Origin of the sequence: Bacillus sp. FSL R5-0397, from assembly GCF_038593395.1 — a bacterium.
Taxonomy (GTDB): domain Bacteria; phylum Bacillota; class Bacilli; order Bacillales; family Bacillaceae; genus Bacillus; species Bacillus altitudinis.
The window spans coordinates 476,290-501,453 of the sequence record NZ_CP151992.1 but is presented as its reverse complement, the minus strand read 5'-3'; the positions used below and the strand labels follow the sequence as shown (position 1 = coordinate 501,453).

Sequence of the window (25,164 nt, the reverse complement as noted above, 5' to 3'; positions counted from 1 at the left end):
AGTTGATCTAAATTTGGCACACAGGCTGTGACAAAATGAAAGACTCACACGTTTCTCCAAAAGGAAGGTCCATAATCCTTTTGATGAAATTGAATCGTTTGTTCATGAAATGGCAGTGTGCCCCCGACCTTTAATGAATAGGTAGGATTATAGACGGGAGAGCCAAAGCAATACTCCATCGTCCCTTCCTCCGGCCGGAACATGACGGTTCGCATCGTCCCAAACAGCTCTTCATAATTGTGCACAGTCAGACCAGCAGGGTATTCTGCCTGAAATAGTTCCGTAAGAGACTCGCTTGACGGCTGTTCTTCTAAAGCTTGAATTAACATGTCGTACCTGACAACAGAATGATGTTTCGTCAACCCTTTTGCCGTGTGATCAGCGAGCGGATGGTTCGTAGCCGCAATAAATCCACGCTCCGGCCTTCTCACCTTTTTTTGCCCATCAATCATTTCAATCACAGCCGCCTCTCCCTTCCGGTCAGCAAGCATGAGGTGAACATTAGACGCGACAGGCATTTCCTGTACCAAACGGACGGCATCCTCCACCGTTTTACAGGACTCTAGCACAGCACGAATGACATGATATACTTGCAAGCCAGCAACAGCCGGCGGCTTTAAGCCTGGTTCGTTGCCAACAGGCGGACCGCATGCAGAAAATGTTACCGATAGACCATGTTCATTCATCCCATCCGATCGACCAAATAAGATTAATGATGAGCCTGTATGGACTGCTGAGCCCTTCACATGCGTAGATACAAGACGCATATCATCAAACAGCGGAGAAAAATCATAGTTGCGAAGCATCACCGTCTGTTGATTGGCAGCCTCATTCCTCTGCATCACACAATGGGAACAGCCTGGCTGAAGATGCGAAGAATAGAAAAAGGTCAAATCGCTTTCATCTATTTGCATAGCATCACAAAATCCCGAGAGCTCTTCTTCTAACTGAGGAAGAAACGGTCGAACCAGCTGCTTTGTTTCCTTCACAGCCTCTTTTGATAACGGTTCTGATTGAATGTATTGTTTCTTAAGCAAAGGGCGTTCCTTCAGCCAAATAGCCTGCTGCTTTCCTACCTCATAAGCTGTTCCTTTCAATTCATGAAAATACGCACTCATCTCCTGCATGCATCCACCTCTTTTGTCTTTGTTTCTTTTATCATATCGAAACAGCCCTTCATTTAAAAGAATGAAAAAAACTGTAATCCCGCGGGATCACAGTTGCTTAGCGGATTGTTGAAACAGCGCTTCTGCCATTGCTTCATATCCTTTGTGGTTCGGATGAAATTGATCAATCGATAAGTATGCGCTTTGATGACCTTCAAATACACCGTAAATATCCACCACTTCTACATGTGGATTCGCAGCAAGCTGGCGAAGGTGATGGTTGTATTGCTTCAGCCATCTCTCGGCGATCGGAATCTCAGGAAAAGGATTATATAAATTCAATAAATATACGCAGTATGGTTGATGCTGCCCTCTTTTTATCAGGGCGATTTCTTGAACCATTTTGCTAAAATTCGCCTGACAATGCATAGACGCTTGCAGCAGTTTCTTTTCATCTTCACCTTTTTCATACTGCAGAACAGCTTGAACAAGATCATTCCCGCAGCCTGTGATGGTGATGATGTCAGCATGAGCAATCGCCCGTCTTACATCAGACCGCTGAAAAAGCTGCAAGATTTCTTCCGTTGTTAACCCTGATTTCGCAAATACGGACAGTTTCACTGGTATATGCAGCTTCTTTTCAAGCTTCGCCGCATATCGCTCCGTAAAACCGCCGCCAAATAAACGTGCCCCCACCCCAACCGTTAAGGAATCTCCAATCGCAACATAGGATCGTCCCACTCTTATCCCTCACTCTCTCCTGCCTTCTCTTATATATACGAAAAAGAAGTGCAAATGCTTGTAGCAGATGGCTTAAAGGCATCCACCTTCTTTTCAAAAACGCAGGATGAGCGCATTTACAAACACTTTACTTGCGATATCGATCCATTTTTTGTTCAATGGGAGTAGGGTTTTTTTGCTTAAATCGCGGACTTGAAGCGTTTCAGAAAAATTTACAAACTTTTTATCTTGATTTCAAGACTTTATACCTTGACTTCAAACTATATAGTGATTACAATGAAAATATCAGTTTTTATGTAACTGTGCTTGTTACATCTTTTTCATAGCATTCCAATATGATTAAAGATGCCACATATTCAGTGTATCTTTGGGATACACTAAAAAAATCATTGAAACAGGAAGGATTGAATAAACATGGCAAAAGTTTTATACATCACTGCACATCCGCATGATGAAACAGTTTCTTACAGTATGGCTACTGCTAAAGCATTTATCGAATCTTATAAGGAAGCAAATCCAAGTGACGAGGTTGTACATATCGATTTGTACAAAGAAAACATTCCTCACATTGATGCAGATGTATTCGCTGGATGGGGCAAGCTTCAATCTGGTGCTGGCTTCGATACACTTTCAGCTGAAGAGCAAGCGAAAGTTGCTCGCCTAAACGAATTAAGCGATCAATTCGTTTCTGCTGACAAATACGTATTTGTTTCACCACTTTGGAACTTCTCATTCCCACCAGTTCTTAAAGCGTACATCGACTCTGTTGCTGTAGCTGGTAAAACATTCAAATACACTGAGCAAGGTCCTGTTGGATTACTAACAGACAAAAAAGCGTTGCACATCCAAGCACGTGGCGGATACTACACTGAAGGTCCTGCTGCTGAACTAGAAGCAGGTCACCGTTACCTTGGAACAATTGCAAACTTCTTCGGTATTCCTTCTTTCGAAGGTCTTATTGTTGAAGGTCACAATGCTGAGCCTGCAAAAGCAGAACAAATTAAAGCAGATGCGATCGAACGTGCAAAAGCTTTAGGTAAAACTTTCTAATCATGAACACGCAAAAAGCCAATGATCTTAACGGTCATTGGCTTTTTATTTGTTCAGTTGTAAAACCTAATTCTTTTGAAATGCCGCTGGCCGCTTTTTTGACCTGCTCAATTAAATAAGGAAGCCGTTCCTTTTGATAGCCGGCCTCAAACCCCGCAATACTAATGCCTGCTGCCACCTCTCCATGATGATTGAAAATGGGCGCTCCAATAGCCGCAGTATAGTTTTCAAGCTCTGAATAGCTTAACGTATATCCACGTCTGTTTGATTCTTCGATCATGTTTCGCAGGACATCTTTATCGGTAATGGTTCCGATCCCGATTTTCCCGAGCTCTACCGAATCAATATAGGCAAGTCTCTCTTCCTCTGGCAAAAAGGAGAGAATACTTCTCGCACAAGCTCCCGCATATAATGGGGATCTTCTTCCGACAGCGGTATAGAGCCGGACAGGCTGCGTTCCTTCCATTTTCTCTACATAAATGGCTTCATCTCCTTCACGAATAATGAGCTGAACAGCCTCACCTACCTCATCACGCAAGTTTTTCATAAAGGGCCTTGCAATTCTACGGATATCAAGGCGGTCTGCGACAAGCTGACCGTATTCAAGGAACACCAATCCTAATCGGTAAACACCTGAAGGATGCTTTTCTAATAACCCCATATCGGCTAACGAGTTGGCCATTCGGTGTACAGATGTTTTGGGCATGTTCGAGAGCTCAATCATGTCATTTAACGTTAATTGTTCGTGTGTGATAAAAAGCCGTAATATCTCCATTGATTTCACAACGGTTTTATTTGTGTTCTGCATGTTCCTCACCTTTTCTAAAACGAAAATGCTTCGAGTTTTAATCTTGCCGTCAGGTCCTTCATCTCTGCTTCTTGTGTGAATAAGGCTTGCTCTGCTTCTTGGCGGCCAATTTGTTGAAACGTGAGATTCGCTCCAGGCATCGCCTGCGCAATGAGCGGCAAATCGACTGTTGCCACCTCACCAATTCGGGGATATCCACCTGTCGTTTGACGATCTGCGAGCAGAATAATCGGCTGGCCGTCAGGAGGAATTTGAATAGAGCCAAAAGCAACCGCTTCTGAAATCAATTCAAGTTTTTGCTTTAAACGAATCGGTTCCCCTTTCAATCTGCATCCCATACGATCAGATTGGGGAGTGACCTGATAAGACCGCTCGAAAAAAGCTTGCTGCGATTCTTCCTGAAAATGAGATAGATGTCTGCCTGCCAGCACCCGAATGACTGGTGATTTCCCGAGAGGCAAAAAATGCGCATGATTGACTGTCCAGTCTGGCGCACGTTCCCCTTTGCTTTTTAACATGTGAACGAGGCGCTCCGCCAGTGGTGACGGTTCTCCAATTGGCAGGACGTCTCCTTTTTCTAGCGGACGCCCTTCTATCCCGCCTATCTTCGCTCTGACGTATGTACTTTTACTTTTCATCACCGGCTCAACATCAAATCCACCGGCTACAGCGAGGTAGGAGCGGCATCCCCTCTTACAAGGGCCAAAGGTGATCGTGCTTCCTGCTCGAATGAAGAGTGGTTTCCATAGAGGCGCTTGTTCCCCGTCAATCTCAATCTCCACATCAGCACCGGTCACGGCGATCAGCTGATCCTTCTGACATGTCAACACTGGGCCGGGCCCCATTAAAGTGATTTCCAGCACCGCTTCGTTTTCTTGATTCCCGGTGAGGATGTTGGCGATTCGGAGCGAGAGCGGGTCCATGCCGCCGCTCGTTAACACACCGTACTTCTGATAGCCTATTCTCCCTTTATCTTGAATGGTGGTGAACATTCCTGGCTTGATGACATGCATACTCAACGTTCTTCCTCCTTCATGCTGAAAAATTCCTTTTCAGACAGTTGAACAAATCGAACCTCGTCCCCTGCCTTTAGTAGACTAGGTCTCTCAGCATTCGGCCGAAATAAGGACAAAGGGGTTTGTCCAATGAGCTGCCAGCCTCCGGGTGTAGATATCGGATAAACCCCTGTCTGCTTCCCCGCAATACCCACAGATCCTTTTGGAATCGACATTCTTGGTGTTTGTCTGCGCGGAGCTGCAATTTTTTCAGAAAGTCCGCCTAAAAACGGAAACCCAGGAGCAAACCCAATCATATAGACAAGATACGTCCCGGATGTGTGAATGCGTACAACTTCTTCAGGCGTCAAATCATTGATACGGGCGACTTCTTCTAAGTCAGGACCGAGCTCTCCTCCATAACATACAGGAATGTCGACGATCCGGCGCTTTGCCTGATTCCCCTCCTGCCAGTTGTCTTCAAGGAGGTTTTCAATATAGTCTTTGACCCATTCATACGGAGAGATCGCACGTTGCTTAAGCTGAGCAGATTGATACACCTTATAGGGCTCATAAAAGACGGTCACGTTTGTAAAAGCTTGAACAGCTTCCACATATCCTTCAAATGGATGCTGTTCAATACACGAAAACAGCTGCTTCACACGCTCATGAATGTCTTCACTTATGTCAGTCCCGGCTTGGATCACAATGGCTGCGTCTCCTAGCGGGTGGAACGTGATCGTATCTTTTATCGTTGAAAATGCCACTCTTATGACACCTCTCTTTCTACAGGACACCGAGCTTTTGATCTCTTACATCTGTGATAAACATATGACCGGGTGCATGGGTGATCGCAATGTCTGGCTTAGTGTGCATGACGATGGCTTGCGGCGTCACACCACATGCCCAAAACACCGGAACTTCCCCTTCTTTGATCACAGATGGCTCTCCAAAGTCTGGTTGATCTACATGTTCAATGCCAATCACAGCTGGATCACCTATATGGATAGGACCGCCATGTACCGATGGGAATCTAGACGTCACCTGAACACTTCTTGTGACTTGATGTGCTGGGATCGGCCTCATGCTGACAACCATCGGACCATGGAATACACCTGCCCTTTCACATGAAATGTTCGTTTGATACATTGGGACATTATGTCCATTTTCAATATGGCGGACAGGAATGTCATTCAGCATGAGTGCATGCTCAAACGTAAAGCTGCATCCGATGAGAAAGGCGACCATATCATCCTCCCAGTAGGAAGAAATATCTGTTACCTCTTCTTGAAGAACCCCTTTTTTGTAAACACGGTATTTAGGGAAATCCGTTCGAATATCCGCATCAGGTGCTGAACGCCTTGGCACTGGATCACCTGGGTCGAGCACATCAAGCAATGGGCACGAAGCCGGATTCCGTTGACAAAATAAAAGAAAATCGAAGGCCAGCTCTTTTTTGACGATCATTAAGTTGGCTTGCGCAAATCCCTCAGCAAAGCCAGCCGTTGGTCCTGTGATCTTCTGCTTACGAATCAATTCCCTTATTTGTGACGGCTTATAGGTTTGATATGCTTTCATGTGATCAGCTCCATAGTTTTGGAATTTCATTCATGATGGTATATCCGCCCATGATTGCCATGATGACAACAACAAACGCACCTGTTGCGGTCAAAAAGAATGGATGGCGATAATCACCGACAATTTCTTTTTTATAGGCAGCAATCAGCAATGTTCCGAGTGCAAGCGGCAAGATCAATGCATTGATGGCCCCAACCAAAATCAATATGTTCACAGGTCTTCCAATCGTTATAAAACAAATGGTCGAGAGCGCAATGAATCCAACGATAATGCCTCGTTGATTTTTCTCGATTTTTGGTGAGAAGGTTTTAAAGAAGGAAACGGAGGTGTATGCTGCTCCAATGACTGAGGTAATGGCAGCAGCCCACATAATAATCCCGAACATTTTATATCCAACATTTCCAGATGCTAATTGAAAAACAGACGCAGGCGGGTTCGACGGATCAATCTGTAAGCCTTTTGAGACAACTCCTAGAACGGCTAAAAATAAAGCCACACGCATTACGGATGTGATCAAAATACCGAAAATGGAACTTTTCGTCACTTGCGGCAATGCTTCCTTCCCCTTAATGCCAGCATCCAGCAGACGATGACCACCAGCAAAAACGATATAGCCACCAACTGTCCCGCCGACAAGTGTGACAATGGATAACATGTCAATTTTCTCTGGCACGAAAGTTCTCATGACCGCTTCTCCAACTGGCGGTGCTGTGGAAATAGCCACATACAGCATCAGACCAATCATGACAAAACCAGCGATTTGTGTGAATCGGTCCATCGCTTTTCCTGCCTCTTTGATGACAAAAATGAGAATGGCAATGACTGCACTGACCCCAGCCCCTATGCGGGGATCGACGCCGAATATGACCTGAAAACCGAGACCTGCACCAGCGATATTTCCAATATTAAAGGCAAGACCCCCAATGACAATCAAACAGGCTAACACATATCCGAGCCCCGGCAGAACCATATTGGCAATGTCCTGTCCTCTTTTTTCCGAGACGGCAATGATACGCCATACATTTGTTTGCGCAAAAATGTCTAGCAAAATGGAAATCAAGATGACAAACCCAAAGCTAGCTGCGAGCTGCTGTGTGAACACCGTTGTTTGTGTTAAAAATCCCGGTCCAATGGCGGACGTTGCCATTAAAAAGGCTGCGCCCATCAGCATAGAACGGTTCCCTTTTGGAGCTTTCATCTGTTTGGCTTTCTCTCTTTTCATGCTGTTTCCCCCTTTGATGACGATTTATCGAAAGGCCTTAAGCTGAATAGTGGCTTCTTTTAGCTTCGCTGTAATGGTTTTTGCAAATTGAAGCGCGTGACTGCCATCCCCGTGGATGCACACCGTATCTGCTTTGAGCTGAACATCTTCCCCTTGCATTGTCCGCACTTTTCCCTCTCTTACCATACGGATGACCTGCTGAACCGCCCTTTCATCCTCTTCAATGAGTGCATGAGGTTCACGGCGGGATGTCAGTGTCCCGTCTGGTTGATACGTGCGATCAGAAAAAACTTCATGTGCCACTTGAAGACCGATTCTTTCCCCTGCTGACGCAAGTTCACTGCCTGACAGCGCAAATAACACAAGGTTAGGATCAATATCATACACAGCCTTCGCAATTGATTCAGATAATTCAGTATTTTTAGCCGCCATGTTGTAAAGGGCGCCATGTGGTTTGACGTGCTGCATCATGCCGCCTTCTGCTTTTAGAAAGGCTGATAGTGCACCAATTTGATAGATCACAAGATCATAGGCTTCCTCTGCTGAGATCGCGATTGGACGTCTGCCAAAACCGACTAAATCTTGCAGACCTGGATGTGCACCAATTCGAACCCCTTTATCCAGCGCCATTTTAACCGTCTTTCTCATCACAGTTGGATCTCCCGCATGAAAACCGCATGCAATATTGGCTGAGGTAACATATTCAAGAATTTGTTCATCTGAACCGATGGTGTATTGACCAAAACTTTCTCCCAAATCACAGTTAATATCCACTTGATACATAGGACCCCTCCTTGTCGTTCCGAATTGCGGAATAGAAAGTCCGAATATTCGAATTTATATTGATTATACCAACTTTGAATAGTCTGCACATGAAATTGTCAGAAAATATAACAATAGAACTAGGAGATTGTGTCTCTTGCATACTTTCGGTCTCATTCTCAAAAAGGTTATTCTATCAACCTTTTTGAACATTAAAAAAGAACAAACGTTTGGAAATAAATGCAGACAAAAGCATTCATTTGGGGGAGTATTGGGGGAGTTTTTTAATAATTGACAGACGTAAAAGGAGCGTAAAATGAACATAAACAATATAAGATCATTCTTTTATAAGACATCAAAATACCTGGGTGACGTCAATGCCGTTCAAAAGGGTACTATCGGAAAACGTATCATGCGACGTGCTGCGGGTAAAACAACCGGCAAGCTAATGAAAAAGATATTCAAATAAAAAAGCCCCGAATAGGGCTTTTTTATTTAGGCAAAATAACCAATACTTGATGTATGTCCTCTTTGGGCTTCATTGTAGGTATTGTTTGACGAAACATAACTAAAAGCACCTAACACACTTACAATTATTAATATGGTTACTACTGACTTAAATTTCATAAAGACAGTCTCCCCTTTTAATTTGGTGTTGGAAATAAAGAACCTTCTCATAAAATTCGTTTGCTCGCTCTATATCTCCTGCTTTATTATAATGCTTCGCTGCATCTTTCGATAAATCTTCAAGATTCGCAAAAAAGGACTTTGACTCCAAGTATTCCATTGCTTCTTTTATCCGGTTTACATTGTTTTCTATATATAATGATTTCAATAAAATAAACGTATTCACAAATATGTCATCTTTTAATTTTCCAGCTAGTTCAATGCCATTGTTTAAAGCGTATAACCCTAGATCGCTTTGACCACTTTTAAAATAGGATTTCGTCAACATTACTAGCGGATCGAGAATTTTGTTTAAATGTTCATATCCTCTTTCTTTGAATGAATTTATTGAATCGTTAAAGTATTTAATTGCAACAGATAATTCGTCGTTGTGAAAATAGCTTAATCCTAAATTATATAGCGCTGATCCTTCTAATCGTTTTGTTGAGTTGTCGGCAGCTTTTTCTAGTGCGTGTTCAAAATGCGGTGAGGCTTTTTCGGGGCAGCCCATATCTATATAGTTTAACCCAATGACAAAAGAACATTGTATTTCTCTAACTGTGTAGGTTTCTTTTTCTCGGTAACATTCTATCGCCTGTGCTATATGGTGCATGGACATGTGGTTTTGTTTCATGTGGTAATAGATTTCAGCCATCTTGTAATTAAATTCGGCACGTTCAATATCATCACTTACAAGAGATAGCTTTTTTTCTGCTCGTTTATAGAAGGTAATGGCGTTGAGGTATTCATAGTTTTCAAATTCGTACATGCCGTAAAAAAAGTTAAAATAAAAATCAAGTAAACCTGTTAATTTCTCTTGATCCTTTTTAATCTTCATTGCTAATTCTCTAATGTTGGCACGCTCTTTTCCATTTTCCAATGGATTCAAATAGTCCAACATTATTTTATGTCGGAATTCCATGAGTGAGAAATATAATAATAAATCTTGATTTTCTTCCATATCATCGAGCAAAGATTTTATTTCTTCTTTATATGCTTCAGCGTCCGGTACGTTAAATCTTTGAATATGATAATACCATTCATTGATTTTCATACCGACATGAGAAGATAGAACTATCTCCATAAGACCCTACCCCTTCCTTGCTATTCCCTATAATGACATATATTATCATTTTCCGAATAATTCCACACCGAAAACAAACCGCAATTTATGTCTACATATGAATATGAAAAAAAGTGGAATCATGGTTAACTTGAAGGGGAATTGTCTAAATTAAGGGAATTTCAAGGTAACTCACCTTGTTTTGAATTCCTTTTATATGTACATTTGTAATTAAATATAATGGAATTAGATGGTAAACGAGCAGCTCTATGACCACTTTTCGGGCATTTCCTCTAAAAAATTTAGCAGCTTGGGCTCATGAATTTCTGATATTGCAAATTGAATAAAATCTATATCATCAGTGCCGGGGAAATTAAATAACTGGATACTATAATTTGATGTGTTTTCACCAAGTAAACTGGCTATTTTTAAAGCAATATCGACATTTTTATAATCAACTCGGAAAATAATTTTCCCCCCGGAAGTGTGGAAGTCTTGAATTGCATTTTCAGTTTTTTCAGGGTTTACCATTAAGTCTAGAAAAGTCTTCAATTTATTCGCATGTTTAATCATCTTTGTTTATTACCTCCTAGATTTTCTATGAATTATAACTCAAAAATAATTTGTAAGGAAGTGTAAATAGTGGTTAAAAAAATGATTAGCCTTGCTTTAGTTTCTGTTCTAGCTTTAACTGTTTTTTCGAGTTCCGTTTCAGCAAGTGAGTCAGAAGTCGTTTTTGGTGGGAAATATGATTCTGTTATAAAAACATTGCCTAACACCTCAATAAGCGAACTTGCTTTACAAAAGAAAGCCGGGGAAGTTTCCACTAACACAACACAATGGGGACCGGGTGGAACGGCTTCATTAAGTGTAACTGGCGATCGTAGGCATATTTATTGGAGTGTTAAGCCAGCCGCAAAAGGTCCGTGGGTTTTTCATGGAAAATTAAAGTTAAGATATAAAAGTGGTTTTAAAAGAGATGTTCCTATTAGAGGCTTTGGCGTTTCCGGGGTTGGTTTTTCAAGTGTTGTAGATATTAATAAAAACAAAGGCGGAAAGGTTTTTCTAACAGGAAGTGCAGAAGATTCCTTTGGGGATAGATTCCCTGTATTACCTGGTTTCTTTGTAAGTTTTTAATAAGGTTTTCTATCACGTAAAAGAAGACAAAGGGCTAAAATCAAGTTCATTTTAGCCCTTTGTCAACAATCTGTTTTTCTACTCGTTTATTTAGACAGCACCCAATGCTGGATGGCTTTTGCTACCCCGTGCTCTGTATTAGGAGCTGTAATCCAATCAGCGGCTTCTTTCACAACTTCTTGTGCATTGCCCATTGCAATGCCTAATCCGGCTTCTTGAATCATCGCCATATCATTCAGACTGTCGCCAAGTGACATGACGTTGTCCATTGTGCAGCCAATGCGTTCTGCTACTTTTGCAAGAGCTGCCGCTTTGTTAATGCCTGCTGCATTGACTTCGATATTGGTTGGACTGGAATTCGTGATTTCTAGCTGTCCATTTGTTTTCAATGTATGGAGGACTTCCTCACGAACAGCATCGTCATGAATATCAAAACCAAATTTCAACCATTCGTGGTCATGAATGCGTTCTGGGAATTCTCCTCTCCACACCTTATCCACAGTAGATGCCCAGTAATCGGTTTCGTATCTGTTTTTTAGATCCCACATCATCTGAACGTGATCGGGATGCAGCAGTTCCCGTTCGATCAACTGGAAGTTTGAATCCCAAATTTCACTTCCGTTCGCTGTGACAAGATAAGAAGAGAGTTTCAGCGGCTCGACCAGCTCTCGGCATGTCATCAGCGTACGTCCTGTACTAATCACCACATGGACCCCTTTGGCTTCTGCTTCTTTAATGGCTTGTTTATTTTCCTCAGGAATGACGTGCTCACTGTTTAACAGCGTGCCATCCATATCAATGGCAATCAATCGGATGTCTTTCTTATCAGCTTGTGTTGACAAATTGAGTACCCCACTTTGTATCATTTTTTGAATCTATCTTTATTTTAATATAAAGATGAAGATGGCACAAAGGGACGAGTTTGATCCCAAAGAAAAAAGACCTTGTGACAGGTCTTTTTTCTTCTTCTTAACGTTCACATGCGATGCCGTCTTTATCACGGTCAAGGTGTTTATTTTTTAAGTAGAGTGCTTTTGATACATAAGGCTTGTACTTCGTTTTTCCACCTTTGTTTTTCGTATTTTTGCTTTTTGCCACGCCGCCTTTATACACTTTGTTGAGTGCTTTGCAGTTTTTGTACTTGACTGTCTTTGCATCCGCTGTGTGAGTGTCAACTTGTGTAAAGCTAAGTAAAAGACCGAATGATATGACAGCCACCATGATTTTTTTCAACATGTAAGTTCCCCCCTATTTTTTCTCATTTTACATTTTTATCATATGTCACCACATTTTGTTTTTCAAGACGATTGAGGTAGGAATATTGTTTTTTTTGGAATTAAATGAATCTTATTGCCTATGTGGTAAAATGAGTGGGAAACCTTTCCGGTTTTGACACGTATATGAAGAGAGGAGCTTTCCACATGAAAATGAAATATACCATTCTATATGTAAACGATGTTGAAGCAAGTATTCAGTTCTACCATCATATCCTCGGTTTCCCGATTAAATTAAGAGTTGAATCCTATGTTGAGTTTGATACAGGAGAAGTGACCTTATCGATTAATTCACGCCAAGATGTGAAAGAGTCACTTGGTCTGCCTGTTCCAGAGGCAGTTAGCTCGTCACAAACGTTTGAGATTGGCTTTGTTGTGGATGATGTGAATGAAACAATTGCATCCTTGAAGGAAAAAGGAGTACCTGTCATCAAGGAACCTGCCAAGAAGCCGTGGGGACAAACGGTCAGTTATGTGTCTGATCCTGATGGACATTTCATTGAAATATGTGATGCGGTCTCCTAATAGCTGTCTGAAGGAGTGAAGCATAATGAGAAAGAAACATGCTTTTTTTGCTGGTGTTTGCTCCATGCTGTTGATTTGCAGTGCGGCGCTCATATTACAGCACCATGAATGGATTGGATTCGTCAGTGGTGGAATCTCTATTATTGCGTTCGTTGCATCTGGATTTCTTATGGGTGCATGGACCAACGGGGAAGAGGCACGAGCGGCCTATCACTCTGAAACAAAAGAACACCGGATGTTTCGTCTTGATACGGCTTTTCTTTTCATCATCTTTGCCCTTCCGCATATGGGTGCAGCACTGTTGTATGTTTTTATGTAAATAGTTGATTTGGTTCAAAGGAGTAATTAACATGGCTGTTTTTGTCTTATTCGTTGTATTTGGTTTCCCTATGATCTCTGTGCTGATTGGTATTTTCGGCACATTGTTTTTAAAGAACATTTGGTTTCCTACATTGATTGTGCTGGTTGCGAGTGTGATTCTGATGTTCACCTCTATTGGTGGAAATGAATCTTTTCTCATTTGGGTCATCATTTACACAGTCTGTGCATTTCTCGGTGCATTCATTACAAAGCGATTCAAAGCTGTTTCATAAATACTCATCAAAAAAAAGAACAGTTTGCACTGTTCTTTTTTTGATTAAATATCGGCACACCATAGCTCTATTTCGATTTTCAGCTCTGGCCACCCTAATGCAGTCACATAGGCAACGGTCATTGATGGATATGCCGTTTTGAAGATTGCATCCCACTGTGGATATAGATGATCCCAATCAATTTTTTCTGTTGCCCAAATATTGACTTTGATGACGTGTTCTTCATTCAACCCTTCTGATGCAAGGATTCTCTTTATATTTTCAAACGTATTGGTGACTTGGTCGTTTAAGCTTGATGGGATCTGTCCATCCGCTCCTGTCCCTACTTGACCTGATGTCACAAATAACCCCGCACCCTTTGGCACCCTTGTGATATGACTGTAGTTGCCAACGGGTTTCGGCATACTTTCTGGATTTTTTCTCGTAATTTTCTCCATGTAAATCCCTCACTCACTATGATTTTTCTGCGTGTTTTTCTTCCTGTAGACAGACTTCACCAATTTTTGTCTATCCTAAAAGAAAACAGCAGTGGAGTATCCGTAGCCACAAGGTAAGAACATCAATATTTTCTTTTTCATGGACGAAACACTCCTTTTTGATTGCGTGAGCAAGGTTTAGATTCATTTCATCCTACCTGATAAATGAACCACAGTCAAAAATAAATGATAAACGATAACGTGCAATATCTTGATTCTTATTGCCTATTATCTAAAATCGTTCTTTTCTTGTTCATGGTTTGTTCAAATTTCTTCTATATAGTAGATCGTAATAGGAGGTAGGATACATCATGGCAAAAATAAATAAGAAAATGATTAGTCTTTGCACCGCAGCTATCAGCAGCTTATACATCACTGGTTATGCAACTACCCATCATGCGCTAGCCGTTCAGACAGCACAATCAAATACACAAACAGACGCTTCTAATCATACATCTCTCACATCAGATACTACCGCCACTCAAACAGAAGATACCACTTCAGAAACTGAACTCAAGGATGGTACTTTCTCTGGTACTGGATCAAATGAGATTGGCTCTATTAGTGTATCTGTTACCATCAAACAAGGAAATATCACTTCTGTCGAGATTACGAGTGATAACACTAGATACGGACAAAGCTCCATTTCCTCATTCCCCAATGAAGTGGTCATCAGACAAAGTGCTGATGTAGATACGGTGAGCGGTGCAACATTAAGTACACAGGATTTTGAAACAGCTGTTGCTCAGGCTTTAGAGCAGGCAAAGGCATAGAGAGGAGACACCATGATGAAATGGTTAGGACAACAAAAACTCATTACTTTTCAAAAATCCATGCTGGCTATGGGAACTGTTATCAATATTCAAGTGGTTGCCTATGAAGAAGATCGACGGGCTGTTTTAGAGGACATCAACCGTGCCTTTTCCATTTTTTACGATATCGAGCATCGTTTTAGCCGTTTCCGCTCTGATTCCGAAGTCATGAAATTAGCCAATCGTTCAAAGCAAGAGGTATTAGTCAGTGAAATGCTTTTCGATTTAACAGCCTATGCGCTAGAGTTAGCCGAGTTAACAAATGGCAAGTATGATCCAACCATCGGAAAAATCATGGAACAAAAAGGATTCGATCGTTTATATACGACAGGACAAACTTTTTCATCACATGACGTTCCACATGCAGCCGTTCATTATCGTGACGTCCAGTTAAACGAGAAGAATCGGACGATTTATTTGAACAAACCGCTGATTTTGGATTTCGGTTCTATTGCAAAGGGATTTGCGTGCGATCTTGCCGCAAAAGAGCTTGAAGCATGGGAAGGCTTTATGATGAATGCTGGCGGGGATGTGTTGGTATCTGGATTTAACGAACAACAAGAAGAGTGGACAATTGGGATTCGGCATCCCATTCACAAACAGACCAACATCTCGGTCATTCAAACCACAAATTGTGCGATTTGTACATCTGGAAGCTATGAACGGATCAGTCGTTATGATCCTCATACGCACCATTTGATACACCCTCAAACGAAACAGTCTGAACAAAGTTTGTTAAGCTGTACCGTCATTGCACCACTCGGTATGCTCGCAGATAGTCTCTCTACAGCTGCTTTTTTATTAGGTCGAGAAGAGGGTTATTCTTTTTTAGCCGAACATGAAATACCTGCCGTGATGGTAGATCATACCGCTGATATGATCGTAACACCGGAGATGAAGGAGGTTCACTCATGGAATCACAACCAGCACCTATCACAAACCAAACATTTTTGAAACCATCCCCCTCACTAAAAGCCTACATTCGGACACCAAAACGGTATGTCACCACCATTCTTTTGGTCCTTTTAGCCGCCGGGAGTCTGCACGCTGGTTTTCTTAGTGGTCTCGCTACAGTTGCTACCAGCATCGGGACAGCACTAATTCTTGACTCTTTCATCTCAAGAGTGATTTGGAAAAACAATAAACACACATTCCCTGATGGAGCTCTGCTCACAGGGCTGATTATTGGCATTGTTCTAAGTCCAGCTACTTCTTTTGCTGTTTCTGTTTTCACAGCCGCAGCAGCCATTTTATCTAAGCATGTCATCACTTATCAAAAGAAACCAATTTTGAATCCAGCTGCGTTTGGTTTATGGCTCTCAGTCATTTTATTTTCTTCCAATCAAAGCTGGTGGGGCGGTATGTCTCTTCTACCTTGGTGGACCCTATTCCTTGTGGTGATCGGCGGTTATTTGGTGACAAGCCGCGTACAAAAATTCCCGCAAGTTTTCGCCTTTCTAGCAGCATACGGCCTGATCCACCTCATATTGGGATTCATTGGCTTAACGGATGCTTCATCTGCTTTTATTACACCCTACTTAAATGCTGTCTTGTTTCTTGCGTTCTTTATGTTGACTGATCCACCTACTTCACCAGCAAAGAATCGTGATCAAATCATCTTTGGTATCATCTGTGCTGTCGTTTCGTGTGTGGACTTCTATTTATTTAACAGCTTATCTTACTTACTCACAGGGCTTTTATGTGCCAATGCCTGGAAAGCCTATCGAACGTACCAAACAAATCAAAAGCGACGGGTAATACGGACGAAAATCGTCTAAATAAAAAAACGGACATCGACTTCTCGACGTCCGTTTGACCATACATTATAAACGATAACGTGCAATATCTTGATTCAATCGCATGCTTAGCTCATTGAGCCTTTCTGCTGCCTTCGCCACATTGGAGATGGCGGTGACTTGTTCGTCTGTAGATGCAGTGATTTCTTCAATCGCTGCGGCATTTTCTTGAGAAATATGGGCTGCACCATGCATCGCTTTTGTGATGAGGTCATTTTGTTCCAGTAATGTGTTCAGCTCTTTTGCCATCGCATTTGTTTCAACGATGGTTTGTGAAATCGATGTAGAGATGGAATTGAATTCTTGTTCTGTTGCGTGAACCGCTTCATCAAGCTCGGCAAAACGATCCATTGTTTTGGACATCATACCAGCTGTAGCCGTCGTTTCTTCTTTAATGCCTTGAATCATCTGCTGGATTTGAACGGCTGATTGCTTTGTCTGTTCAGCTAAATTCCGCACTTCACTCGCCACAACCGAGAATCCTTTACCATGCTCTCCTGCACGAGCTGCTTCAATGCTCGCATTCAGGGCCAGTAAGTTCGTTTCATTTGAAATGCTTTCAATGGTATCTGTGATTTGAGAAATATCTTGTACTTTTGTACTTAACTGCTCAATCCCTGATCGAATGCCTTGAGATGCCTGAATGGATTGCTCATTTGATTGTTTTAATTGCTGGACAATTTGCTGACCCTGCTGGGAAGATTGGTTCGACTGGTCTGAAATTCGTTTGATCTGGTCGCTTTGTTCTTTGACGTTTTCAATGGATTGATTGAACTGAGTCATTTGTTGATTGGCTACCTCAAGGTCTGATGCCTGATGAAGTGTCCCAGTTGAGATATCTCCAATCGCTCGGCCAATTTCTTCACTGCTGGCGGATGTTTCTTCAGAGATGGCGGATAGATCTGTCGCAGATTCGACGAGCTGGCTGCTCGTTTCCTGCAAACCGCTCACAAGTGCTCTAAGCTCTCCTGACATATGATTAAAACCTTTTGCCAGCTGCCCAATTTCATCCGAGGTTTCTTTTAAGCTGGTGCGTTCAATATTGCCCGCCGCAATTTCTTTTGAAGCAGCCGTAACTTGCTTGAGCAGTCTCACTTTTCCTCGGGCTGCCAAATAAAAGACACCCATACTTAAAAGAGCGACACCTGCTGTAATGAGAATAATATAGAGCTTCATCTGCTCTAGTTCTTTATAAAATTCATCCTGAAATACGGCGATTCCTATACTCCAATTCCACGGTGTAAACTGGTTCATATAAGCGAGTTTTTGCTTTTCTTCCCCCGTGGCATCGTCTTTATCCATATAGGTGATATAGTGTGCATCCTCGCCTTTTGCTGTAGCGCCAGCGACCATTTTTTGACGATTTGTCGTGTTATCTGGGATGACACCGATGTCGTTAACCGGATGAACCTGTGATGAATAATCGGCTCCATATGCGACAAGGTAGCCTTTATTTTTATAGATAAAATCTGATTTTTGAAATTGATACCCTTTGCCGTTGTCATTTTTAGGCCCGCTCAAGTAAATACGGGCTTGTTCCTGCGCCTGTTCAAGCGTCAGTTCTTTGTTCTCCACACGGTCGTTCAATTGTTCAAGAGTGGCCATCGCTCCATTTACGATGTGTTTTAAATCTGCTTTCCCTGCATCAATTAAGACATTTTTCGCTAAAAAATACCCCGTTGTTCCTACAAGTCCGCCTGTTAAAATTGTAATAACGATAATGGCTGACATCAATTGAAAAAAGACACTTCTTGAAGCAAACGCTTTCTTTTTCATGTTCTAATTCCCCCTTACTACATATATCGTCATGCAGGGGAAAGTATTAAAAAAGTCATAGAAAAAATCCCTTTCACGTTAGAAAGGGATCTCAGATTGTTGACAAAGGGCTAAAATGAACTTGATTTTAGCCCTTTGTCTTCTTTTCACGTTAGAAAGGGATTTTTTGATTATCGCTCGGTTTCTTTGAGGATGGCTTGATAGAGATCGTCTTCAGGTTTGAGTCCACATACCTCTTGAAGCACACCTTCAATTCCTTTTTCTTTCCTTAATGCCTGCAAGCGAACCGCTTCTTCGTCTTCTGCAAAGTCGTAAGCCAAAGCAGCAGCGATCCCTTTGATTAAGTACACTGGCTGCTTGATCTTTTTCGCTGGACCGATTAAACGGTCATCTGCTCCCAGCTTTCTAAGAGGAGAGCGTGCGACACGAGTCACTTCATCGGAAATAAACGCATTTTCAAATCGCTTGATGATTTTTTGAATATACGCATCATGTTCTTCTTTTCGGAAGCCATACGCGTCAATTAAATAACTGCCCGTTTCATGAAGGGCACCTTCGACAACTTGACGAATGTCTGGTGTATCAACAGCTTCTTTAATGGTTCTTACGCCTTGCTGATACCCGACATAAGCCGCTAGTGCATGTCCTGTATTAACGGTGAAAAGCTTTCGTTCAATATACGGCGTCAAATCTTGGACAAAGGTCGCTCCGTCAATTTGCGGAACATCTCCAATAAAGCCCGTCTCATCAATGACCCACTCGAAAAATGGTTCAACTGACACTTTGAGAATGTCCTCATGGTGCTGAATCGGAACAATGCGGTCAACCGCAGCGTTTGGAAAGCCAACGGTTTGTGATATCGCTGCTTGCTCATCTGCTGTTAAATGAGAGAACACCGCTTCTTTTAAATGAGCACTTCCCCCAATCATATTTTCACATGCCACGATGTTGATGATATGGTCAGGCTTTTTTTGTTTTAATCCTTCAGCAATTGATGAGGCAATGATCTTCAATACGGCTGGTCCAACCGCTGTTGTAATCAAATTGGCTGTGGCAACGGCCTCTGTTAATGCTGCTGGATTTTGCGAAGAATTGATCGCTGATACGGGCCCGACTACTTCTTGCTTCTGCCCTGGTGCTGCGAGTTCAACCGTGTATTCCCCTCTTTCATTCAGCTCATTGATGACCGCTTCATTCACATCGGTAAAGACAAGCTCAAAGCCTGATGTCTTTAACAAAGATCCGATAAACCCTCTGCCGATATTCCCTGCTCCAAAATGAAGTGCCTTCATATTAGTTCACCTCGTTAAAGATGGCGATCAGTTCATCCTGATCCTTTGCATGAATGATCCGTTCTACATTTTCTTCTTCTGAACAGACAATCGCAATTTGAGACAGAATATCAAGATGCTCGTTGTTTTTCCCAGCGATCCCAAAGACGACTTTCGCCACATTTCCTTCACCATATTCAACACCATCTGGAATTTGGATAATCGAAATCCCTGAATGAAGGACAGCCGCTTTCGCATCCTCTGTTCCATGAGGGATTGCAATGCCGTTCCCCATAAATGTAGAAGAGATCTCTTCTCTTTCAAACATTTTGTCGACATAATCACTTGTGACATAGCCGTTTGCTACGAGGACTTCGCCTGCTTTTTTGATGGCCTCTTCTTTAGAACCTGCTTGTTCGTTTAGAAAAATATTGTCTTTAGAAAGTACTTGTTTCATACATGATCACACACCTTTTTTAGAATAAAAATCAGGAAAACAACCAAAACGGGGAGTTCAATTAGGAAAAATTGGACTCAACCCGTTTCGTCATGTTATTTTTTCAATTTCTCAATCAGCTCATCATATTTCGGGCTGTTTAAGAAATTATCCACTGAGATATGCACAGCGCCTGGCAGCTTTGCCTTGGCTCTGTCTGTTAAATCTTTATGAGTAAAGACCACATCCGCATCGTCTGGGATGTTGCTGATAGAAGTGTTTGTCACATCGATATCAAGCTCTGCCTTTTTCACTTTGTTTTTCAGAATGGACGCACCCATTGCACTTGAACCCATCCCCGCATCGCAGGCAAAGATGATTTTGTTCACGTCATCTGGATTGACATCACTTGGAGATGCTGCTTGCTCGTTTGCTTGAGCGTCTTCTTTTTGTGCCGTAAGAGCAGCGGCTGCTGCACTTTTCTTGCCTTTCATGTCCTGCATCTTTTCTGTTGCTGCTGTTAAATCTTCGTCAACTTCTTTAGATGCTTTCAAAATGACCGATGCGACAAGGAACGATACGATAGCTGCTACGACAACACCTGCTAAAACGGCAAGGTGACCGCCTTTTGGAGACATCAGCATAAGCGCAATAATACTTCCTGGTGACGGCACTGCTTTTAATCCTGCATTTAATAATGTGAACGTCAGGACACCACTTGCTCCCCCTGCAATGACAGCCAAAATGAGTTTTGGTTTCATTAAGATGTACGGGAAGTAAATTTCATGGATTCCTCCTAAAAACTGAATGACAATGGCACCTGGTGCAGACTGTTTCGCATTTCCTCTTCCAAAGAACATGTACGCAAGAAGAACACCTAAGCCTGGACCTGGGTTTGTTTCAAGCAAGAACAGAACAGATTGCCCTGTCTTCGCTGCTTGCTCGACCCCTAATGGACCTAAAATACCTTGGTTAATCGCGTTGTTTAAGAATAATACTTTTGCAGGTTCAATGAAGATACTTGCTAGTGGCAGTAAATGAGCATTGACAATGATATCTACACCTGCCGCAAGGGCTTTATTCAGACCTAGTACCACTGGGCCGATAGCATAGAATGCAATGGCAACAAGAATGGCACCTAGGATACCTGCCGTAAAGTTATTCACAAGCATTTCAAAACCTGATCTGATTCGGTCTTTGAACAGCTGGTCGATTTTCTTAATAAGATAACCGCCCAGCGGCCCCATGATCATGGCACCTAAAAACATTGGAATGTCTGAGCCAACAATGACCCCAATCGTAGCCGTAGCACCGAGCACTCCGCCTCGATGGTCATAGACGAGTTTACCGCCTGTGTAACCAATTAAGAGCGGCAGTAAGTAGTTAATCATCGGTCCAACGAGTGTAGCTAATTGCTCATTCGGAAGATAACCACTTGGAATGAACAAAGCTGTAATCAGTCCCCATGCAATAAATGCACCAATATTCGGCATAATCATGCCGCTTAAATAGCTTCCAAAGCGCTGTACTTTCACACGGAATCCGCTTTTTTCCTGCATCTGTGAAAACCCCTTTCTTCTCTCCCTTTATTTCGGGCTTTATAGGTCAAAAGATATAAGAACAAGAGTCAGTGAAGCCCTTATACCTATCGTAAAACGCTTTCACTTTCCCTTCAATTGAAACTAAATGTCACTTTGTCACTTAGTGTGTGACAAAATTGAAAAATGATGTGAATTCTCTTTCAGATCATAGAAGATAGTGGCTGAAAAGGTGAATCAGCCGGCATTTTCTCGAAAATTCATTGGAATTTCACAACTTTCAAATGGTCACTTCTTGTTTCCTCTACTTAAATCGAATAGGCTTATATTGATCAAACATTCAAGAAACGTCTGCGCAGACAAGACATGACACAGAAAAAGTGAACCATCTTGCTATTTGTTTCGTTTACCTTTTAGAGTGGGCGGTACAATAGAAAGAGCGGTTTTTCTGTGACTCACAGTTTACTGCCGCTTTCTTTCTGATACATGAGACATTTTCATAGGTAGAAAGGCGGTTATTCACATTGTTGAAATATAGTAAGTGGCTTTTGCTGCTCATCTTCATGTTCTCCTTCTTCATGCCAAAAGAGGCATTTGCTCATGCATATGTGGTGAGCTCAAATCCAGTGGCAAATGAAGAGCTGGATCAGCAGCCTCCTGCAGTCTCGATCACCTTTAGTGAAGGAATCGAAAGTGGATTTCATGCCATTAAGGTGTTCAATGCAAAAGGGGATCGTGTAGATCAAGGAGATACGGTCATCAAAGAGCAAAAGATCATGGAAGCAGCTTTAAAAAAGAATTTACCTAAAGGCATTTACACCATTCAATGGAATGCGGTATCAGCCGATGGACACTCTGTGTCTGGCATGATTCCTTTTAGTATCGGAAAAGCGGATGGAGGATTTGATCAATTAGATCAAGGACAGTCGAGTGAATCCATCGATATGGCTTCAACCATTGACAAAGCCTTTCTGTATACGTCATTTAGCTTATTTCTTGGAACCATTTTATTTGGGCTTCTATGGTTTAAAGCGGCCATAACCGACGTTTTAGCCCGGCGAATGAAGCGACTCTTAACTGTTTCATTGATCATGATGGGCGGAGCACTCTTGTTCCAGCTGCCGATTCAAACTAAATCAGCGGCAGACGTGTCCTTTTTAGGGGCATTTCAACCATCGCTTTTACAAGAAACCATTGCGTCGACTTCGGGCGGGAGTCTGTGGATGATGCTAATGGCGGCATTTGTTCTACTGACGATCTGGACGATTGTGGCGATGAAAAAAGGAAACTTCACTTCCTTCCGGGTATGGCTGTTTCCACTGCTCATTTTCATCGTGCTCCTTTGGCTGAAAGCACAAATCGGTCATCCAGCCGCAACAGATAATAAAATACTGACAACGTCACTTGACTTCATTCATCTCGTTTCTGCATCCATTTGGGTCGGCGGCTTAACAGCTATTGTCCTTCTTTTGATGAAGAAACTGCCGAATGAAGATCAGCCGCTCATACGCAGCACCCTGACAGCTTTTCATCCGTGGGCACTGCTCTCGGTTGGACTGATTGTGTTTTCTGGGTTTGTGAATGCGATTTTTATTCTGCAATCATTTGATGCCCTTTTCCAATCAGCTTATGGACGCACCTTCTTAATCAAACTTGGTTTATTTATCATCATGGGTCTCCTTGGGCTCGTCCATTATTTGATGCTGAGATGGGAAAAGAAGCAGAAACGAAACGTATCTTTACGAGCAGAGTGGATCATTGGGATCGCTATTTTACTATTAACAGCCGTATTCACCAATATCCCAAGTCCTCCGCCGCCTGCACCAGAGCCATTCTTTGCAGCCAATCAGGTGGAGCATCGTGACCTTGTGTCTTTGAGCATTACCCCGAATGCTCCTGGTAAAAACACGTTCGAGGTGGCATTTACGAAGAAGGATGGACAAACGATCACAGACATTCAATCTGTGACAGCTAAGATCCACAAAGTCTCCTTGTTCGGTGATGAAACGCCTAACGAGTTTCAGCTGAAACGATTAAAGAATGGGCACTTCTCGGCTGAAAACCTCTTACTAAATGAAAAAGGCACTTGGAAAATTAACATTCATGCGTTAACTGGTTCTTTTGACAACATCGATACGACATTCATTAGAAGAAACTAAAAGGAGTTTATATGATATGAAAAAATACATTAAAGCTTTATTACCAATGCTTCTCGCTTCATTTTTACTGGCGATTCCTGTGAGTGCACACGTGACAGTCAAACCTGATACATCTGCAACTAATGCTTGGGAAACCTATACGTTAAAAGTACCTTCTGAAAGCGACAGTCCGACAACAAAGGTTGTCATCACGATGCCTAAAGGCGTAGAATTCCAGCAATACGAGCCAGTGCCTGGCTGGAAAACAACAACTGAAGAGAAAAACGGAAAAGTCACAAGAGTCACTTGGGAAGCAACTGGCGATGGTGTCCTTGCTGGGCAGTTCCAGCAATTCGTGTTTGTCGCAAAAAACCCTGAAAAAGCCGGCGAAGCGGCATGGGATGCGTATCAATATTATAAGGATGGAACAGTAGTTGAATGGACTGGCGACAAGGACGCTGATAAGCCTCATTCAATCACAAATATTGTTGCGTCTAATACCGTAACGGATTCACATGGGCAAGAAAAACCAAAAGAAGAAAAGGCATCTGAAACAGCCTCTGCTTCTTCTTCACCACTTGTTCTTGGTCTGTCCATTGCAGCCTTAGTTGTGGCATTGATTGCACTTGGTCTTGCTTTTAGAAAGAAATAAACCTTACATGAGCGATCGTTTTTTCAAGCGGTCGCTTTTTATTTTCCCAACCTATCATTTCCAATATAGGATTGAATAGGATACTCGTGCATGCCATAATGAGACACATGACCACCTAGGAGGCTATGAGATGAACCATCTAATCATATTTGCTCATCCCCAGCAAAGCTTAAATCAAACCCTATTAGATCTTGTTGTAAGCACTCTTTTGAACAATGGTCATGATGTGACAGTTCGTGATGTGTATGCCATTGGCTTTCCGCCAGAGCTGACAACAGCAGAAAAGGCTGCCATGAAAAATGGGCATGTGCCGGTACCGGTTCAAAGAGAGCAGAAGCTGATTCAGCAAGCCGATGTCCTCACATTTATCTTTCCAATATGGTGGACAGGCTTGCCGGCGATGCTAAAGGGTTATGTGGAGCGCGTTTTTTCAGAGGGGTTTGCGTATGAGATCAATGAAAACGGAGTGGTGAAAAATCTGCTTCGAGACAAAAAAGGGGTCATTATTAATACGCATGATGCACCGAGGACCTTTCTTGATTCAAATATGATCATCACCCCCAGCCATCAGATGACGACAGATACAGCCGCCTTCGATCTGATCGGCGTTGAGCCAGTCGAACGGCTCTTGTTCAGCAGCATGGAACAAGCATCTGCAGACGACATCCACGAGATTCTCAAAGAAACAAAAGAAACGGTGGATCAACTTTTCCCACCGGCTGTTTAACATAAAAAAGACTGCCGAGGCT

The 25,164-nt window shown here is 42.3% G+C and carries 28 protein-coding genes; 11 read left to right on the top strand and 17 right to left on the bottom strand.

Annotated elements, in window-relative coordinates:
- Window positions 1–44: 44 nt before the first annotated feature.
- Both NSQ70_RS02385 and NSQ70_RS02380 read right to left on the bottom strand, forming a co-directional pair.
- Complete coding sequence (locus NSQ70_RS02385) at window positions 45–1,127, bottom strand: C45 family peptidase (RefSeq protein ID WP_342502417.1); 1,083 nt, start codon at window positions 1,125–1,127, stop codon at window positions 45–47.
- A gap of 87 nt (window positions 1,128–1,214) precedes the next feature.
- A complete protein-coding gene (locus NSQ70_RS02380) occupies window positions 1,215–1,847 on the bottom strand; it encodes a GDSL-type esterase/lipase family protein (protein ID WP_251211005.1) in 633 nt (210 codons plus the stop codon).
- Window positions 1,848–2,261: 414 nt separating this feature from the next.
- Here NSQ70_RS02380 and NSQ70_RS02375 point away from each other — a divergent pair, with 414 nt between their 5' ends.
- The gene (locus NSQ70_RS02375) at window positions 2,262–2,897 is read left to right on the top strand and encodes an FMN-dependent NADH-azoreductase (RefSeq protein ID WP_024720223.1); all 636 of its coding nucleotides are present in this window, start codon (window positions 2,262–2,264) and stop codon (window positions 2,895–2,897) included.
- A 34-nt stretch (window positions 2,898–2,931) separates the two neighbouring features.
- Here NSQ70_RS02375 and NSQ70_RS02370 read toward each other — a convergent pair whose 3' ends face one another.
- From NSQ70_RS02370 to NSQ70_RS02335, 8 genes are all read right to left on the bottom strand, one after another.
- On the bottom strand, window positions 2,932–3,705 hold the full coding sequence (locus NSQ70_RS02370; protein WP_326377907.1) for an IclR family transcriptional regulator: 774 nt from the start codon (window positions 3,703–3,705) through the stop codon (window positions 2,932–2,934).
- A 14-nt stretch (window positions 3,706–3,719) separates the two neighbouring features.
- Window positions 3,720–4,724 (bottom strand): biotin-dependent carboxyltransferase family protein, encoded by a 1,005-nt coding sequence (locus NSQ70_RS02365; protein ID WP_144668140.1) that lies wholly within the window; start codon window positions 4,722–4,724, stop codon window positions 3,720–3,722.
- Entirely contained in the window at window positions 4,721–5,467 is a 747-nt protein-coding gene (gene pxpB / locus NSQ70_RS02360; RefSeq protein ID WP_335352086.1) for a 5-oxoprolinase subunit PxpB, read from the bottom strand. The genes NSQ70_RS02365 and pxpB overlap by 4 nt, the downstream gene beginning before the upstream one ends.
- 19 nt (window positions 5,468–5,486) lie before the next feature.
- Window positions 5,487–6,278: a putative hydro-lyase gene (locus NSQ70_RS02355; RefSeq protein ID WP_039166168.1), complete on the bottom strand. Its 792-nt coding sequence runs from the start codon at window positions 6,276–6,278 to the stop codon at window positions 5,487–5,489.
- Window positions 6,279–6,282: 4 nt separating this feature from the next.
- Window positions 6,283–7,500 carry an NRAMP family divalent metal transporter gene (locus tag NSQ70_RS02350; RefSeq protein ID WP_007498097.1) on the bottom strand — a complete coding sequence of 406 codons (1,218 nt, stop codon included), beginning with the start codon at window positions 7,498–7,500 and terminating at the stop codon, window positions 6,283–6,285.
- A 24-nt stretch (window positions 7,501–7,524) separates the two neighbouring features.
- Window positions 7,525–8,283 (bottom strand): 5-oxoprolinase subunit PxpA, encoded by a 759-nt coding sequence (locus tag NSQ70_RS02345; RefSeq protein WP_159145418.1) that lies wholly within the window; start codon window positions 8,281–8,283, stop codon window positions 7,525–7,527.
- Between the two features lie 595 nt (window positions 8,284–8,878).
- Window positions 8,879–10,012, bottom strand: coding sequence for a Rap family tetratricopeptide repeat protein (locus NSQ70_RS02340; protein ID WP_138278114.1), 1,134 nt, complete (start codon window positions 10,010–10,012; stop codon window positions 8,879–8,881).
- A gap of 246 nt (window positions 10,013–10,258) precedes the next feature.
- Entirely contained in the window at window positions 10,259–10,564 is a 306-nt protein-coding gene (locus NSQ70_RS02335; protein WP_024720216.1) for a hypothetical protein, read from the bottom strand.
- A 69-nt stretch (window positions 10,565–10,633) separates the two neighbouring features.
- On the opposite strand from NSQ70_RS02335, the gene NSQ70_RS02330 reads away from it, so the two are divergent.
- On the top strand, window positions 10,634–11,128 hold the full coding sequence (locus tag NSQ70_RS02330) for a hypothetical protein (protein ID WP_041091136.1): 495 nt from the start codon (window positions 10,634–10,636) through the stop codon (window positions 11,126–11,128).
- Between the two features lie 86 nt (window positions 11,129–11,214).
- Here the strand turns inward: NSQ70_RS02330 and NSQ70_RS02325 are convergent, their stop codons facing one another.
- Entirely contained in the window at window positions 11,215–11,970 is a 756-nt protein-coding gene (locus tag NSQ70_RS02325; RefSeq protein ID WP_008347194.1) for a Cof-type HAD-IIB family hydrolase, read from the bottom strand.
- 127 nt (window positions 11,971–12,097) lie between these two features.
- Window positions 12,098–12,364 (bottom strand): excalibur calcium-binding domain-containing protein, encoded by a 267-nt coding sequence (locus NSQ70_RS02320; protein ID WP_080964896.1) that lies wholly within the window; start codon window positions 12,362–12,364, stop codon window positions 12,098–12,100.
- A 185-nt stretch (window positions 12,365–12,549) separates the two neighbouring features.
- Here NSQ70_RS02320 and NSQ70_RS02315 point away from each other — a divergent pair, with 185 nt between their 5' ends.
- Genes NSQ70_RS02315 through NSQ70_RS02305 form a run of 3 tightly spaced genes read left to right on the top strand, consistent with a single transcriptional unit; the run spans window position 12,550 to window position 13,520 of the window.
- A complete protein-coding gene (locus NSQ70_RS02315; RefSeq protein WP_058336799.1) occupies window positions 12,550–12,927 on the top strand; it encodes a VOC family protein in 378 nt (125 codons plus the stop codon).
- Window positions 12,928–12,952: 25 nt separating this feature from the next.
- Complete coding sequence (locus tag NSQ70_RS02310) at window positions 12,953–13,246, top strand: DUF5316 family protein (RefSeq protein ID WP_017358499.1); 294 nt, start codon at window positions 12,953–12,955, stop codon at window positions 13,244–13,246.
- Between the two features lie 31 nt (window positions 13,247–13,277).
- Window positions 13,278–13,520 carry a DUF2651 family protein gene (locus NSQ70_RS02305; RefSeq protein ID WP_017358500.1) on the top strand — a complete coding sequence of 81 codons (243 nt, stop codon included), beginning with the start codon at window positions 13,278–13,280 and terminating at the stop codon, window positions 13,518–13,520.
- Between the two features lie 44 nt (window positions 13,521–13,564).
- On the opposite strand, the gene NSQ70_RS02300 is transcribed toward NSQ70_RS02305, so the two are convergent.
- Complete coding sequence (locus tag NSQ70_RS02300) at window positions 13,565–13,957, bottom strand: RidA family protein (protein WP_144679590.1); 393 nt, start codon at window positions 13,955–13,957, stop codon at window positions 13,565–13,567.
- A 350-nt stretch (window positions 13,958–14,307) separates the two neighbouring features.
- Here NSQ70_RS02300 and NSQ70_RS02295 point away from each other — a divergent pair, with 350 nt between their 5' ends.
- From NSQ70_RS02295 to NSQ70_RS02285, 3 genes are read left to right on the top strand one after another with little or no spacing between them, the layout of a single operon-like run.
- Window positions 14,308–14,769: an FMN-binding protein gene (locus NSQ70_RS02295; RefSeq protein WP_327872033.1), complete on the top strand. Its 462-nt coding sequence runs from the start codon at window positions 14,308–14,310 to the stop codon at window positions 14,767–14,769.
- A 15-nt stretch (window positions 14,770–14,784) separates the two neighbouring features.
- A complete protein-coding gene (locus NSQ70_RS02290) occupies window positions 14,785–15,762 on the top strand; it encodes an FAD:protein FMN transferase (RefSeq protein WP_327862156.1) in 978 nt (325 codons plus the stop codon).
- Window positions 15,720–16,586 carry an RnfABCDGE type electron transport complex subunit D gene (locus NSQ70_RS02285; RefSeq protein WP_327862155.1) on the top strand — a complete coding sequence of 289 codons (867 nt, stop codon included), beginning with the start codon at window positions 15,720–15,722 and terminating at the stop codon, window positions 16,584–16,586. Before NSQ70_RS02290 ends, NSQ70_RS02285 begins: the two co-directional genes overlap by 43 nt.
- A gap of 45 nt (window positions 16,587–16,631) precedes the next feature.
- Here the strand turns inward: NSQ70_RS02285 and NSQ70_RS02280 are convergent, their stop codons facing one another.
- The 4 genes from NSQ70_RS02280 to NSQ70_RS02265 form a co-directional block, all read right to left on the bottom strand.
- A complete protein-coding gene (locus NSQ70_RS02280; RefSeq protein ID WP_017366624.1) occupies window positions 16,632–18,380 on the bottom strand; it encodes a methyl-accepting chemotaxis protein in 1,749 nt (582 codons plus the stop codon).
- A 170-nt stretch (window positions 18,381–18,550) separates the two neighbouring features.
- Window positions 18,551–19,672, bottom strand: a complete 1,122-nt coding sequence (locus NSQ70_RS02275; RefSeq protein ID WP_217967541.1) for a mannitol-1-phosphate 5-dehydrogenase — start codon at window positions 19,670–19,672, stop codon at window positions 18,551–18,553.
- A gap of 1 nt (window position 19,673) precedes the next feature.
- The gene (locus NSQ70_RS02270) at window positions 19,674–20,108 is read right to left on the bottom strand and encodes a PTS sugar transporter subunit IIA (RefSeq protein ID WP_019743148.1); all 435 of its coding nucleotides are present in this window, start codon (window positions 20,106–20,108) and stop codon (window positions 19,674–19,676) included.
- A gap of 95 nt (window positions 20,109–20,203) precedes the next feature.
- Window positions 20,204–21,646 (bottom strand): PTS mannitol transporter subunit IICB, encoded by a 1,443-nt coding sequence (locus NSQ70_RS02265; RefSeq protein WP_041091126.1) that lies wholly within the window; start codon window positions 21,644–21,646, stop codon window positions 20,204–20,206.
- 503 nt (window positions 21,647–22,149) lie between these two features.
- On the opposite strand from NSQ70_RS02265, the gene NSQ70_RS02260 reads away from it, so the two are divergent.
- The 3 genes from NSQ70_RS02260 to NSQ70_RS02250 all read left to right on the top strand — a co-directional run bounded on the left by NSQ70_RS02260 (window position 22,150) and on the right by NSQ70_RS02250 (window position 25,142).
- The gene (locus tag NSQ70_RS02260; protein ID WP_274660793.1) at window positions 22,150–23,784 is read left to right on the top strand and encodes a copper resistance protein CopC; all 1,635 of its coding nucleotides are present in this window, start codon (window positions 22,150–22,152) and stop codon (window positions 23,782–23,784) included.
- A gap of 16 nt (window positions 23,785–23,800) precedes the next feature.
- The gene (locus NSQ70_RS02255; RefSeq protein WP_024720205.1) at window positions 23,801–24,415 is read left to right on the top strand and encodes a DUF1775 domain-containing protein; all 615 of its coding nucleotides are present in this window, start codon (window positions 23,801–23,803) and stop codon (window positions 24,413–24,415) included.
- A 130-nt stretch (window positions 24,416–24,545) separates the two neighbouring features.
- Window positions 24,546–25,142, top strand: coding sequence for an NAD(P)H-dependent oxidoreductase (locus tag NSQ70_RS02250; RefSeq protein WP_216896144.1), 597 nt, complete (start codon window positions 24,546–24,548; stop codon window positions 25,140–25,142).
- Window positions 25,143–25,164: the final 22 nt, after the last annotated feature.